Annotated in this window: 15 protein-coding genes and 1 other annotated feature; of the genes, 1 reads left to right on the forward strand and 14 read right to left on the reverse strand. The window is 42.1% G+C overall.

Features of this window, described 5'->3' with window-relative positions:
• Window positions 1-118: 118 nt before the first annotated feature.
• From leuD to NYE63_RS20445, 14 genes are all read right to left on the reverse strand, one after another.
• Window positions 119-718 carry a 3-isopropylmalate dehydratase small subunit gene (gene leuD, locus NYE63_RS20380; RefSeq protein ID WP_342602469.1) on the reverse strand — a complete coding sequence of 200 codons (600 nt, stop codon included), beginning with the start codon at window positions 716-718 and terminating at the stop codon, window positions 119-121.
• A 28-nt stretch (window positions 719-746) separates the two neighbouring features.
• Window positions 747-2156, reverse strand: coding sequence for a 3-isopropylmalate dehydratase large subunit (gene leuC / locus NYE63_RS20385; RefSeq protein ID WP_342602470.1), 1410 nt, complete (start codon window positions 2154-2156; stop codon window positions 747-749).
• A gap of 70 nt (window positions 2157-2226) precedes the next feature.
• Window positions 2227-3339, reverse strand: coding sequence for a 3-isopropylmalate dehydrogenase (leuB, locus tag NYE63_RS20390; protein WP_144480413.1), 1113 nt, complete (start codon window positions 3337-3339; stop codon window positions 2227-2229).
• A gap of 15 nt (window positions 3340-3354) precedes the next feature.
• Window positions 3355-4890, reverse strand: coding sequence for a 2-isopropylmalate synthase (locus NYE63_RS20395; RefSeq protein WP_063232806.1), 1536 nt, complete (start codon window positions 4888-4890; stop codon window positions 3355-3357).
• Window positions 4877-5905, reverse strand: coding sequence for a ketol-acid reductoisomerase (gene ilvC, locus NYE63_RS20400; RefSeq protein ID WP_342602471.1), 1029 nt, complete (start codon window positions 5903-5905; stop codon window positions 4877-4879). The genes NYE63_RS20395 and ilvC overlap by 14 nt, the downstream gene beginning before the upstream one ends.
• Window positions 5906-5960: 55 nt before the next feature.
• On the reverse strand, window positions 5961-6473 hold the full coding sequence (ilvN, locus tag NYE63_RS20405; protein ID WP_342602472.1) for an acetolactate synthase small subunit: 513 nt from the start codon (window positions 6471-6473) through the stop codon (window positions 5961-5963).
• Between the two features lie 3 nt (window positions 6474-6476).
• Window positions 6477-8192, reverse strand: coding sequence for an acetolactate synthase large subunit (gene ilvB / locus NYE63_RS20410; protein ID WP_342602473.1), 1716 nt, complete (start codon window positions 8190-8192; stop codon window positions 6477-6479).
• A gap of 114 nt (window positions 8193-8306) precedes the next feature.
• Window positions 8307-8565, reverse strand: a binding site (T-box leader).
• Between the two features lie 314 nt (window positions 8566-8879).
• A complete protein-coding gene (locus NYE63_RS20415; protein ID WP_342602474.1) occupies window positions 8880-9062 on the reverse strand; it encodes a hypothetical protein in 183 nt (60 codons plus the stop codon).
• Between the two features lie 233 nt (window positions 9063-9295).
• The gene (locus NYE63_RS20420; RefSeq protein ID WP_342602475.1) at window positions 9296-9571 is read right to left on the reverse strand and encodes a GNAT family N-acetyltransferase; all 276 of its coding nucleotides are present in this window, start codon (window positions 9569-9571) and stop codon (window positions 9296-9298) included.
• 451 nt (window positions 9572-10022) lie between these two features.
• Window positions 10023-10382 carry a DUF202 domain-containing protein gene (locus NYE63_RS20425; protein ID WP_342602476.1) on the reverse strand — a complete coding sequence of 120 codons (360 nt, stop codon included), beginning with the start codon at window positions 10380-10382 and terminating at the stop codon, window positions 10023-10025.
• A gap of 43 nt (window positions 10383-10425) precedes the next feature.
• Window positions 10426-10599 carry a hypothetical protein gene (locus NYE63_RS20430; RefSeq protein ID WP_185152103.1) on the reverse strand — a complete coding sequence of 58 codons (174 nt, stop codon included), beginning with the start codon at window positions 10597-10599 and terminating at the stop codon, window positions 10426-10428.
• A 287-nt stretch (window positions 10600-10886) separates the two neighbouring features.
• Window positions 10887-11009 (reverse strand): 2TM domain-containing protein, encoded by a 123-nt coding sequence (locus NYE63_RS20435; RefSeq protein ID WP_342602477.1) that lies wholly within the window; start codon window positions 11007-11009, stop codon window positions 10887-10889.
• 108 nt (window positions 11010-11117) lie between these two features.
• Window positions 11118-11474, reverse strand: a complete 357-nt coding sequence (locus NYE63_RS20440) for a GIY-YIG nuclease family protein (protein ID WP_342602478.1) — start codon at window positions 11472-11474, stop codon at window positions 11118-11120.
• An 18-nt stretch (window positions 11475-11492) separates the two neighbouring features.
• Complete coding sequence (locus tag NYE63_RS20445; protein ID WP_342602479.1) at window positions 11493-12248, reverse strand: DUF2087 domain-containing protein; 756 nt, start codon at window positions 12246-12248, stop codon at window positions 11493-11495.
• A 319-nt stretch (window positions 12249-12567) separates the two neighbouring features.
• On the opposite strand from NYE63_RS20445, the gene NYE63_RS20450 reads away from it, so the two are divergent.
• Window positions 12568-12831, forward strand: a complete 264-nt coding sequence (locus NYE63_RS20450) for a hypothetical protein (protein WP_342602480.1) — start codon at window positions 12568-12570, stop codon at window positions 12829-12831.
• The last annotated feature ends 25 nt before the right edge of the window (window positions 12832-12856 follow it).

Genomic DNA, 12856 nt, shown 5'->3' on the forward strand with positions numbered 1-12856 from the left:
AATAACAGGAAACACAAAAATTTATACGGGCGGATGAACATCTTTCCTTCTTTCCCCGATAAAAAAAATCCCGCATCCTTTCAAATAAAAAAGGAGAACGGGAAATGACCTTCTTCTATTAAATACTCGATACAGCCTTTTTTTGAGATTCATATGCAGAAATCTCTTTATCATATTGAAGCGTTATCGAAATTTCATCCCAGCCTTTGATGAGCATTTCCTTCCAATATGGATGAATTTCAAAGCTTGTTTCAAACCCTTGACCATCATTCAATGTCTGATTGGGAAGGTCGATCGTCAACTCATAATCAGGTGCCGACACTCTCTCCATTAAATAGTTTACTTCAGTCTGGGTTAAAGCAATGGGGACCATGCCATTTTTCATGCAATTACTTTTAAAGATATCAGCATAAGACGGAGCGATGATGATATCGAATCCATAGTCTTTCAATGACCAAGGGGCATGCTCACGCGAAGAACCGCAGCCAAAATTTTCACCTGCTATTAAAATGGACGTGTTTTGATTATGTGGCTGATTCAATTCAAAATCCGGACGTTTCTTTCCATTTTCATCAAAACGCCAGTTATAGAATAAAAATTCGCCAAATCCGCTTCGCTCAATCCGTTTTAAAAATTGCTTTGGAATGATCTGGTCCGTATCCACGTTTTTACGGTCAAGTGCCGCCGCTCTTCCTTTATATATAGTAATGGGTTCCATTTTCTGCACCTCCGGTTAATTCGTATCCTTAATGGACTTGTTCAGTACTTTTCAAATTCCTAATATCGACAAATTTCCCATAAATGGCGGCCGCAGCAGCCATAGCCGGACTAACCAGGTGTGTTCTCGCTCCAGCTCCTTGCCTGCCTTCAAAGTTCCGATTACTTGTGGAGGCACAATGCTCACCGGCCGGAACCACGTCAGGGTTCATGCTCAGGCACATGCTGCAGCCCGATTCGCGCCATTCGAAGCCCGCAGATTTAAAAATCTCATCCAACCCTTCATCTTCCGCTTGCCTTTTGACGCTTTGTGAACCGGGAACGACCATCGCCCGAACCCCTTTTTGAACAGTTTGGCCTTCGATCATTTCTGCGGCTTGCCGTAAGTCCTCAATGCGTGAATTGGTACACGATCCTATGAATACATGTTGTACGGGAATTTCCGTGATCGGCATGCCTTCCTCAAGACCCATATACTCAATGGCTCGATTCAGTTCCTTAGGATCCATGATATCTTCTGCGAAGGTAGGTACTTTTCCATCCACTCCACTAGCCATTCCAGGATTTGTCCCCCAGCTGACCATTGGTGAAATCAGACTGCCATCAAGAATGATTTCTTGGTCATATACAGCATCCTCATCACTGGAAAGCGACTTCCAGTCCTGAACACATTGCTCGAACTCTTCTCCTTTCGACAAATATTTACGACCTTTCAAATAAGAGAACGTTGTTTCATCGGGAGCTACCAGCCCCGCTCTTGCCCCGCCTTCGATTGACATATTGCAAACCGTCATTCTCTCTTCCATTGACATATCCCGGAAAACTTCCCCACAATACTCAATGATATGTCCTGTACCGAAATCGACACCGAATTTAGAAATCACATATAAAATGACATCTTTCGCCATCACGCCATGACCAAGCTTGCCATTAACCTCAAGCTTTAATGTTTTGGGTTTTGTTTGCCATAGGGTTTGTGTGGCCAAAACATGCTCGACCTCACTCGTACCGATTCCAAACGCAATCGAGCCAAACGCACCATGTGTGGAAGTATGACTGTCTCCGCAGACAATCGTCATCCCTGGCTGTGTAAGCCCTAATTCCGGCCCGATAACGTGAACGATACCTTGTTCCGGGCTGTCTAAATCAGCAAGACGGATACCGAACTCCTTACAGTTTTGCTCAAGTGCCTCTAATTGTTTCCTTGCAATATCATCCTCGATGAAATAGCGATTAACTGTTGGCACATTATGATCCATTGTCGCGAAAGTACGGTCGGGTCTCCTGACTTTGCGTCCTTTTAATCTCAATCCTTCAAATGCTTGCGGAGAGGTCACTTCATGAATATATTGAAGGTCTATATAAATTAAATCCGGTTTATTCTCCTCTTCATTCACAATATGACGATTCCATATTTTCTCTATTATCGACTTTCCCATCTTTATCCCACCTCGATCAATCTTATATTTTTTTAAAAAACACGGCCTAATGTTAGGCCGTGAAAGAAGTTTATGCGTAAGCTCCCATGATGTTGGAAATTGCTTCCTGGTCTAAAAGATTTGCCTTTATTTCCGCAATCATCTCTGAAGTAGACGTAATATTTGGTTGGCCATTTGCGATATCGCCTGTTCTCAAGCCATATTCAAGAACTCTTTCCACCGCCTGCTCAACAGCTTGCGCCTCATCTTCCAAACCAAAGGATAGACGCAGCATGGAAGCTGCTGATAAAATCGTCCCAATCGGATTAGCCAGGTTTTTGCCCGCAATATCCGGGGCAGAGCCATGAATCGGTTCATATAGATTAGGCCCTTTTGTTGATATAGAGGCGGAAGGAAGCATTCCAAGCGAGCCAGTCAATACCGACGCTTCATCGCTTAAAATATCACCGAACATATTCTCCGTCACGATAATATCAAATTGTTTCGGGTTTTTGATCAATTGCATAGCTGCATTATCAACAAGCATATGTTCAAGAATTACATCCGGATAGTCCTTGGCAATTTCTTCAGCCGTCTCACGCCACATCCTGCTGGATTCAAGAACATTCGCTTTATCCACGGATGTTACCTTTTTCTTGCGATCCGATGCTAATGCAAAAGCAAGTTCAATGATGCGCTTCATTTCGCTTTTCTGATAGAAAAGTGTATCGACGACCGCCTCTTTCCCTTCTCTTTCAACGCGCTCACTTGGCTTTCCGAAATAAAGGCCGCCAGTTAGTTCCCTGACAATCACGAAATCCACATCTTCAATGAATTCCTTTTTAAGAGGAGAAGATTCCGACAAGCTGGAATAATAGCTGATTGGACGGATGTTAGCATAAAGATCCAAATCTTTTCGGATTTTCAATAAACCTCGTTCCGGTCTTAGGTGCGCAGGCTGGTCATCCCACTTAGGTCCTCCAACGGCCCCTAATAATACCGCATCGCTGTTTTTACAAATCTCCACTGTTTCATCCGGCAGGGGCGAACCTGTGTTATCGATGGCCCCGCCTCCAATCTCACCATATTGAAATTCAAAATCGTGTCCATATCTTTGGGCAACGGCTTCGAGGATTTCTACAGCGCCTCTTGTTACTTCTTTCCCGATGCCATCTCCTTGAAGCACCGCAATATTCCTTTTCATCGAAATCTCCCCTTCCTATAGTAATACTGCTTTTTCTTCCAGTTCCTTCATGATGATCACACGGTTCACAGCATTCAAATATGCTTTGGCGGATGCTTCCAAGACGTCCTGATCAAGACCGCGGCCGCTAGTTTCCACACCGTTATAATTAATTTTCACAAAGACCTGAGCAAGGGCATCCATTCCGCCACCTACTGATTGAATTCGATAGTCCAGTAAGTTGATCTCGCTGCCCAAACATCTTTCTAGCGTGTTATATAGGGCTTCAACACTACCTGCACCTGTAGCCGCTTCCTGAATCTCTTCATTATCGCCTTTTTTCAGTGTAACCGTCGCGGTCGCCGTTTGATGTGTACCGTGGGAAATCTGTAAGGAAATCATGTCATAAAAACTGATATCCGTCGCTTTCTCTTCAAGCACCAGCGCAACGATATCTTCATCCGTCATGGTCTTTTTATTATCGGCCAATTCCTTGAATTGGACGAATAATGAGTTCATTTCCTCATCCGTTACCGTAAAATTCAACTCTTGTAATCTTTCTTTGAAAGCATGCCGTCCTGAATGTTTCCCTAATACGAGTGAATTGGACGAAACCCCGACGAGTTCAGGTGATATGATTTCGTATGTCGTTTTTTCTTTTAACACGCCATCCTGGTGAATGCCAGATTCATGTGCGTATGCATTGGCACCAATTATGGCTTTATTAGCAGGAACTTGCATTCCCGTTAGGCGGCTAACCAAATCACTGGTCCTTTTAATTTCATTCAATACAAGATCCGTTCCCGCTTGATAGAAATCTTTACGGATGTAAAGGGCCATAGCCACTTCTTCAAGCGCCACATTGCCGGCACGTTCACCAATTCCGTTGATTGTGCCTTCGACTTGCGTAGCCCCGCCTTCGATGGCAGCCAATGAATTGGCCGTTGCCATTCCAAGATCGTCGTGGCAGTGTGCAGATAAACTGACTTTATCAATAGAAGGAACATGTTCACGAAGGTATCTGAAAATGTTTCCGTATTCGATTGGAGCTGCATACCCTACTGTATCAGGAATATTAATGACCTTGGCACCAGCTTGAATGACCGCTTCAACGATTTCAGCCAAGTAGTCAAGTTCTGTACGACTTGCATCTTCTGCAGACCATTGCACGATTGGAAAACGCGCTGCCCCGTACTTGACCATTTCAACAGACCTTTCAATCACTTGCTGCTTCGACATTTTTAACTTATATTCACGATGAATAGGTGAAGTGGCGATGAACGTATGCAATCTTGGTTCTGCGCCGCCCCTTAATGAATCCCAAGCTGCATCAATATCTCCTTTTACAGCGCGCGCCAGCCCTGTTACAGAGCTGTTTTTAATTTTGCGCGCGATTTCCTGTACGGAGTTAAAATCCCCTTTGGATGCTGCCGGAAAACCGGCTTCGATAATATCAACACCCAATCTTTCAAGCTGATAAGCAATTTCAAGTTTTTCGGTAAAATTCAAATTTACACCGGCTGATTGCTCTCCATCTCGAAGTGTAGTTTCAAATATATTAATTTTTCGCAACGGCTACCACTTCTTTCTCTTTTTGTTGAGGTTTTACAAATGGCATCATTTTTCTTAATTCACGGCCAACCACTTCAATTTGATGTTGGTTTTCACGATTATTGATAGCATTGAAGACTGGACGATTCGCTTGGTTCTCCAAGATCCATCCTTTAGCGAACTCACCGTCTTGGATGTCTTTCAAGATCGCTTTCATTGCCTCTTTCGTAGTTTCAGTCACAACGCGTGGTCCCGAAACGAAATCTCCCCATTGAGCTGTGTCAGAAATGGAATAGCGCATGTTTTCCATACCGCCTTCATACATAAGGTCGATGATTAATTTAAGTTCATGTAAACACTCGAAATATGCTACTTCCGGCTGATATCCAGCTTCTGTCAAGGTTTCGAATCCAGCTTTCACAAGGGCAGTCAATCCGCCGCAAAGTACGGCCTGCTCTCCGAATAAATCCGTTTCCGTTTCTTCCTGGAAAGTAGTTTCCAAACCACCAGCTCTTAAAGAACCGATTCCCCGAGCATACGCAAGGGCCAATTCTCTTGCTTCACCCGTTACATTTTGATGGATGGCGAATAATGCCGGCACCCCTGCACCTTGTTCATATGTACGGCGAACAAGATGTCCCGGACCTTTTGGAGCGACTAATAATACATCTACGTCTGCCGGAGGAACGATTTGATTGAAATGGACGTTAAATCCGTGTGCGAACATTAACGCTTGACCTGCACGCAATACCGGTTTGATTTCTTCTTGGTATACTTTCGGCTGAGTTTCATCCGGTAATAGGTTCATGATTACGTCTGCCTGTTCAGCAGCTTCTTTCACTGTGAAAACATTAAAGCCGTCTTCCACCGCTTTATCGAAAGATTTACCTTTCCTGATTCCGATGATTACATCTACACCGCTGTCACGTAGGTTTTGTGCGTGTGCGTGTCCTTGTGAACCATATCCGATGACCGCTACCTTTTTATTGTTGAAAAAATTCTCGTTTGCCTCTGCGTTATAATATACTTTTGCCATAATAATTACATCTCCCTTTTCATCATTGTTTTTGTTTTTTTGTTTGATTTTGGTTTTATACGATTGTCGCACTCTTAGCGTGTGCAATTTGCATTCCACGCGGGATGGCGGCTGTCCCTGTCCTTGCCAATTCCTTGATGCCATATGGCTTGATCAGTTCAATGAAGGCTTCGATTTTTTCCGACTCCCCAGTGATTTGAACTGTCAGGCTATCTTTACTGACATCAATAACTGACGCACGGAAGGGTTCGATGACTGAATAAATCTCGGCTCGGGTTTGTGTGGTCACCAATATTTTAATGAGTGCAAGTTCCCTCGCCACAATCGATTGATTCGTAATATCATATACTTTCAAAACATCGATCTGCTTATTCAATTGCTTGGTGATCTGTTCAACGACAGCTTCGTCATCAACATCGACCACGAAGGTCATCCTTGAAATGCCATCCTGTTCGGAGGGTCCGACAGTCATGCCTTCAATGTTATAATTTCTTTTCGTGAACAGGTTCGTAATCCGATTCAGGACGCCTGGCCGGTTGTTCACGGTGAGGCTAAGAATTCCCTTCATTGATTAAACTCCTTCCATTTCATCAAGCCCTTTTCCTTGTGCTACCATCGGAAAGACATTTTCGTTTTGTTTTACTCGGAAATCAATCAATACTGGACCATCAGTCTTTAACGCTACATCCAAGCAGTTGCTTGCTTCTTCCTCCGTCGTCACTTTGTATCCCGGAATTCCATAAGCATCGGCCAATTTCACGAAATCCGGATGCGATTGAAAAATACTGTGTGAGAAACGGTTATCATGAAAGAGTTCCTGCCACTGTCTTACCATCCCGAGTGCTCCGTTGTTGACGATGATGATTTTGATTGGCAGATTCATTTCGGCAATGACTGAAAGTTCCTGCAGACACATCTGGAATCCACCATCCCCCGAAATGGAAAGCACCATCGCTTTCGGATTCGCCAGTTGCGCTCCGAGAGCCGAAGGTAAGCCAAAGCCCATCGTCCCCAATCCACCGGAAGTGACCCATGAATTCGGTTTGTTAAACGGATAGTATTGTGCTGCCCACATTTGATGCTGCCCAACATCCGTCGTAACAATGGCCTCCCCATTCGTTTTTTCATGAAGCATCTGGATGACCCGCTGAGGTTTCAGTACACCTTCTTCATGGGTATAACGCAATGGGAACTCTTCATTCCAAGCAGTCAGCTGTGTTGTCCATTCATCAATTTCCGGTTTCTTGCCATTTTGCGCAATCAACTCCGCCAGTGCTTCCTTGGCACTTCCAACGACCGGAATTTTTGTCGGTACATTTTTACCGATTTCCGCTGGATCAATATCGATATGGGCCACCGTTGCACGCTGTGCGAACTTCGCTAGATTCCCAGTCAATCGATCATCGAACCTGGCACCGATATTGATTAATAAATCACATTTCGATAACGCCATGTTTGCTGCATAGCAGCCATGCATACCACCCATTCCGGTAAAGAGAGGATGTTCCGCCGGAAAGCCCCCAAGACCCAATAAAGTGTGGACGACGGGAATGCCTTGCTGCTCGACATATTCCTTTAATAGATGGGAGGCCTTTGCATGCAGGACTCCTGCCCCTGCAAGAATGACCGGTCTTTTCGCTCCGCTTACTGCTTCAACAAGCTTTCTGATCTGTAAGTAATTCGGCTTGGTCGTCGGCTGATAGCCAGGGAGATTCATTTCTGGCTCCTTATCCGGCGATACACCTTCTATAATGGCCATATCCTTAGGTATATCGATTAATACTGGACCGGGCCGGCCGCTGGAAGCGATATAAAAAGCTTCTTTTATAATGCGCGGAAGGTCTTCCGGCTTCCTTACCTGATAGTTATGTTTCGTGATCGGGGTAGTAATCCCCAGTACATCAGCTTCCTGGAAAGCATCCGTACCAATTACACTGGTAGCTACCTGACCCGAAATTACCACAAGCGGTAATGAGTCAATCATTGCATCGGCCAAACCGGTGACAATGTTCGTTGCCCCTGGACCGGATGTGACTATGACCACCCCCGGCTTGCCGGTAATTCTGGCGTATCCTTCCGCTGCATGAATCGCACCTTGTTCGTGCCTTGTCAAGATATGGAAAAGTTCTGAACTGTAAAGCTTGTCATAAATCGGCAATACAGAACCCCCCGGATAACCAAAGATGACTTCAACATTTTCCTTTTTCAATGCATCCAGCAGAAATTCGGCACCACTATAATGTGTCTTTCCACTTTTCCGATCAGCAACAACTGACTTTTGTGTCATTTCGTAAAAACCTCCTTCGCTTTTCCGTTAAATATTTCTTAACATTCAGAATTTTCAGCTTTTTAAGCATACAAAAAAGCCTTTTCACCCCAAATGTACTTGCACTCGGCAAGATAAAGGGGTGAAAAGGCTTGATGAGCCACTCCACGGTACCACCCTTTTTCGCATGAGACTCCATGCGCACTTTGAATAGCCTACACTATTCTCTGTTTTGGTAACGGGTACTGGTACGCACCCGTTCAGCCCTACTAGTCTGACGTTCAAGCTGAAACTCCAAGGTGAGTTCATCTTTCGGGACAATACCGGCTCTCAGCTACCCGGCTCTCTGTGACTGCCTTTTTAAAAGACTACTTATCCTCTTCAATGCTTTTCGCATTATTCATATTTTTCGAAACGCTTATGTTTGTTGTCTTGTATTTGTGATTATCTTACGTGTATTTCAGGTAGTAGTCAACAGGTTTTTTGAAATTTTTTGATAATTCTAAATTGAAAGATTTGTTGTATACGCTTACATACCTATCATGACCACATTCTACAAAAAAAGTTTTTTCAATTTTTAATTTTTAAAAACATCAGATATCCCATTAAAATTATTAAAATAATAACAAACTAAATATCCTTGCATTACCCACATGATGCCAGTCAATAGTAATGGTTTTCTCAAATAGCGGATGATCCATTTTCCCTTTAAGCTCCTTTTTCACTGTTCGCTGACGCCACTCTTGATACAAGATTCGTCCTCAATTCCTTTTGAATACCCCTCGTTGATAAACCTCCTGACATTCCAAGATCCGGAAAATCACGGAACAATTCAAAATCCCCTCCCCTAACAAATCCCAGGGATTTTGCTATGACTCCTACCCTTGTCAACTTTTCGCCCTCTGTCCACAATGCCGCTTGCCTTCATCACTAACAATGACAAAATCTACAGCAAGTCCATAGTTATGCAGGATTGGCCCCTCTGGCAAAAGTCACGATTGGCTTTGATTTATTCTTTCTGCTCGTTCATATTGGAGAATTGAAGGGGTAAAGAAAATATCTAAAAAAATGACAAAGGGCTGAACACAGGTGATATTACTCATCTCCTGGTCCAGCCCTATGGTTCATTTAGCCAATACATCCTCGTATGCTGCATTTTTTTCAAATTGTTTTTGAACGAACGAACATACCGGAACAATTTTCAGTTTTTCCTCCCTCGCGAACCCTATTACCTTTTCAACAAGGGCATTTCCTACCTTTTGTCCGCGAAGCTTGTCAGAAACAACGGTATGATCGACCGTGATTTCATCATCACCTGATTTAAAGAATGTGATTTCCGCTAGTTTCTCACCAGATTCTTCGACAAAAAAAGATCTTTCACCTTTTTTGATATCCACCATCTTGATGACCTCCTTTTAGTTCCTCTTTATCATATCTCACAAAATGGAAATTAAACAAATAATTAAAACGTGATCGAATTGAATGAAGTAAAGTACTTCCAAGAGTTTTAAAGCTAGCATTACCCATGTGAAGTTTACTTACAAACTGAAGACGGCTGATAAATAATTTTTCAAGGAAGGCAAAAGACAAAACTTGATCGATCTTTTCCCGGCCGCTGATATACCCTTCCGGTAAAGCGTAAGTTTTACTATGGCTGACGTGTACAATACTGAATGAAATGTTTTAAAAGGTTTAAATTACTCTTTCATAACCAAAATGAAATTCAGTGTTTTTCAAGCTTTCGTTTTTTAATTGAATTTAATTAATGGAAGAAATCTTTCCGTAACGATGTTAGAATAAGTATATAATAGTAGAAACTAAAAAAACTGCCCTATATTGGTTAGGGCAGTTTTAAACTTTTATGAAAACAAAATATAAAATGATCATCGATAACAATATGACCATGAAAACAGCGATTAGAATTACGTGCGCACTTGATGCCTGGAACGTCCCTTCATCGATTTGCCGCTTCTTCTGAAGATAACCGAACGTCGCCAGCACTGTAATCACAAGGCCCAACGCACACGCAAACATCCCCAGCACGATACTGATCAAGTCAATCCGGGCATCCCGATGCACACCAATCGTAAAATGCAGGCTTGTCGCAAGAAAACCAACCCCCACTATCGCAATCACCGTTCTAATCCACGCTAAGAAGGTGCGTTCATTAGCCAGATGCTGCTGGGCATATTTCAATTGGTTTTTCTCCATGATATCACCTTAATCAAATGTTTTTGATCAACCTTAAAATCAGTCATCTTTTCAGGAGTAAAAAAGCCCTGAACATAGACCCGACGAACATTAACCCTGCACCGCCAAGCAATAAATATATACATAGTGTTTTATCAATAACATTCAAAGGATAAAGCAAGGCCCCCAGCGCAATGATTGCTCCTATCCCCGTTATGGCCCATCCTATTTTTTTCATCCGCAACTCCTAAAATTAATTATTTATTGAAGGTCCTCCACGGGTCCCCCCTATTTACAAACAGGTCCCTCATTACTAGCTTAAACCATTTAAAAACTAACAACAAGTGAGATCCCTGATTATCTTCCCACAAAAAAAGAGCCATAAATGACTCCCGGTTTTGAATACGCCCAAATTCAGCCGTTCTTTTTATCCTTTTCCATGTATTCTTTTATACTTCTTTCTCCCCACTAAGATCCGTAGTTTCCTTGCCTTGCGCAAGGGTAGTAATTCCGTGTATCAGAACATCAATCCCCCACCCTCCAAGGGGATAAAGGAACCACCAATACATATACGATTATATGAATGTAGAATGCCTTCAGATTTTCGGCCCTTTTTTTCGCCCGTAGATATCCATCTCCATTTTCCATCCTAGCACCTCCTAATCATAAACATTAAGATATATCACCATCTTCTTCCATAGAATGAAATGCATTAAGATAAATCGGAGTTGGGAATCTCTAAAGGCTACGTACAAGTCAGTTGGATTTCATTCTATTGTATCCCCGTTCTTCATATGGCTGTATTTTTTCCATCCACTTTTCTTCAAGTTTTTTCAATTCCCGTTTAACATCAAAAAATCCTGTTTCTTTCAGCTTCAATACCTCCAGTACCTCAAAAGAAAAAGCATCTTTCCCATATTGGTTCCACTCACCCTGCAGCACTTTATTGGTGTTTGTTCCCATTTCCAATTCAAATTGTTTCCCCTTCAACGTCTTTAAATTCCTAGTGCTTCCGATAAAGACTTTATTATTTACTGTATTTCTGATTTGGTAAACCCCTGCTTCAACTTTCGTTTCTTTATATAATTGCTTCAATTCTTTTTTACGATCCATCTTCCTTGCCCCCAGTCATCATTTCTTCAGCCAATATTGGCTCCCATCAGGCTTTCTATCCAAGAATCCATATTCTATTAAATATCTTCTCAAAAGAACATGATCATGATAAACGGCACCCAATATTTGATTGATTTCTTTTTCTTCGTATTTCCGCTCATTTTCAAAACGGTTCATAATTTCTTGGAGAATGATCAGCCTTTGTTTTTCCTTTGGGGGGAAAGACTTTAATACATCCTGACTGCCTTTAGGGAAGTATTTTTTCAATACAGTCACCTTTTCATCCTCGGTAACGTTATAACGATCATCGACCATCCTTGCTTTTTGATGAAGCGGGATAAATGCCGGCGCATGTTCATCTTTATCTTTCAAAAGTTCCATCAGGGCTAAAAACAACTTAGCCTGGCGCTCTTTCTCTTTCAACACAAAGCGATGGTTCCGAATGGTGGAAGGACTGCCAATTCCCATTTCCTCCTGAACCTCAGCATCATTCTTCCCTTGGTAAAAAAGGCGAAGAAGGCGATTTTGATGGTCCGTGAGACCTGTAAGTTTTTTATCGAGATCAATCAAGTATTCAAAAACAGAGCGGTGTGCCTGTTCAATATGAATTCGCATATACCTCTTCGCTTCATAAAGAACCCCATCTTTCGGGTATACTATCCCCTTTTCAATTGCATTTCCGCACAGCAAACAAACATATTGATTCTCACTTTCGATATACCCTTGTTTAAGTTCATCCTGGGATGCGCTCCAAAACATTTCAGCGTTCTTCATAAAACAAACACTTCCCTATAAAGTTTATAATATAATAAACATAATATTAATTTGTTTGCATTGTGTCAATATTTTTTCTGATTTATTTATAATTCCAGCAAAGTACCCAAAAATGACCTTGATAGTCAGAGGGGCTTCATATCAAACAGCTGTCAGGCGAATTCACCATCCATTAAACGATTCCCATGGCACTATGCCAATATTGTATATAGAATAACAAGCGTAATTTCCCCTGTCGAAATAGAGCCTTCTTTGTATAATTATCATCGCTCAATAATATGCTAAATAAGCGTGAATAAGCTTTAGAGGAGGATATATATTGAAAGATGAAAACGATGAGATTGTTCCTTCAGTCCATAACACCGATTTACACAAGGCATTACATCATTTATCTGAACAATACAAGGTATCACTGCCAGAATTACGCGATACGATCGATATACTTATACAAAACCAACCAAGCGCGATGATGCAACTTAATGAAGATGATGATAAAAGTTCAACCGTCGAAGAATTGAAGACTGCAATAATCAAAAACCGTGAAATCATCAAAAAAAATCTCCAAACATTAAATAGAATTTGATATAGAAAAAAGGCATCCGATTATG

The organism is Peribacillus sp. FSL E2-0159, assembly GCF_038643155.1.
In the GTDB taxonomy this organism is placed as follows: Bacteria; Bacillota; Bacilli; order Bacillales; family DSM-1321; genus Peribacillus; species Peribacillus simplex.

What these genes read in the sequence shown, in the direction of transcription:
- leuD (WP_342602469.1), bottom strand. Translation starts at nt 718, where the DNA reads ATGGAACCCATTACTATATATAAAGGAAGAGCGGCGGCACTTGACCGT.
- leuC (WP_342602470.1), bottom strand. Translation starts at nt 2,156, where the DNA reads ATGGGAAAGTCGATAATAGAGAAAATATGGAATCGTCATATTGTGAAT.
- leuB (WP_144480413.1), bottom strand. Translation starts at nt 3,339, where the DNA reads ATGAAAAGGAATATTGCGGTGCTTCAAGGAGATGGCATCGGGAAAGAA.
- ilvC (WP_342602471.1), bottom strand. Translation starts at nt 5,905, where the DNA reads ATGGCAAAAGTATATTATAACGCAGAGGCAAACGAGAATTTTTTCAAC.
- ilvN (WP_342602472.1), bottom strand. Translation starts at nt 6,473, where the DNA reads ATGAAGGGAATTCTTAGCCTCACCGTGAACAACCGGCCAGGCGTCCTG.
- ilvB (WP_342602473.1), bottom strand. Translation starts at nt 8,192, where the DNA reads ATGACACAAAAGTCAGTTGTTGCTGATCGGAAAAGTGGAAAGACACAT.
- NYE63_RS20420 (WP_342602475.1), bottom strand. Translation starts at nt 9,571, where the DNA reads ATGGTGGATATCAAAAAAGGTGAAAGATCTTTTTTTGTCGAAGAATCT.
- NYE63_RS20425 (WP_342602476.1), bottom strand. Translation starts at nt 10,382, where the DNA reads ATGGAGAAAAACCAATTGAAATATGCCCAGCAGCATCTGGCTAATGAA.
- NYE63_RS20430 (WP_185152103.1), bottom strand. Translation starts at nt 10,599, where the DNA reads ATGAAAAAAATAGGATGGGCCATAACGGGGATAGGAGCAATCATTGCG.
- NYE63_RS20435 (WP_342602477.1), bottom strand. Translation starts at nt 11,009, where the DNA reads ATGGAAAATGGAGATGGATATCTACGGGCGAAAAAAAGGGCCGAAAAT.
- NYE63_RS20440 (WP_342602478.1), bottom strand. Translation starts at nt 11,474, where the DNA reads ATGGATCGTAAAAAAGAATTGAAGCAATTATATAAAGAAACGAAAGTT.
- NYE63_RS20445 (WP_342602479.1), bottom strand. Translation starts at nt 12,248, where the DNA reads ATGAAGAACGCTGAAATGTTTTGGAGCGCATCCCAGGATGAACTTAAA.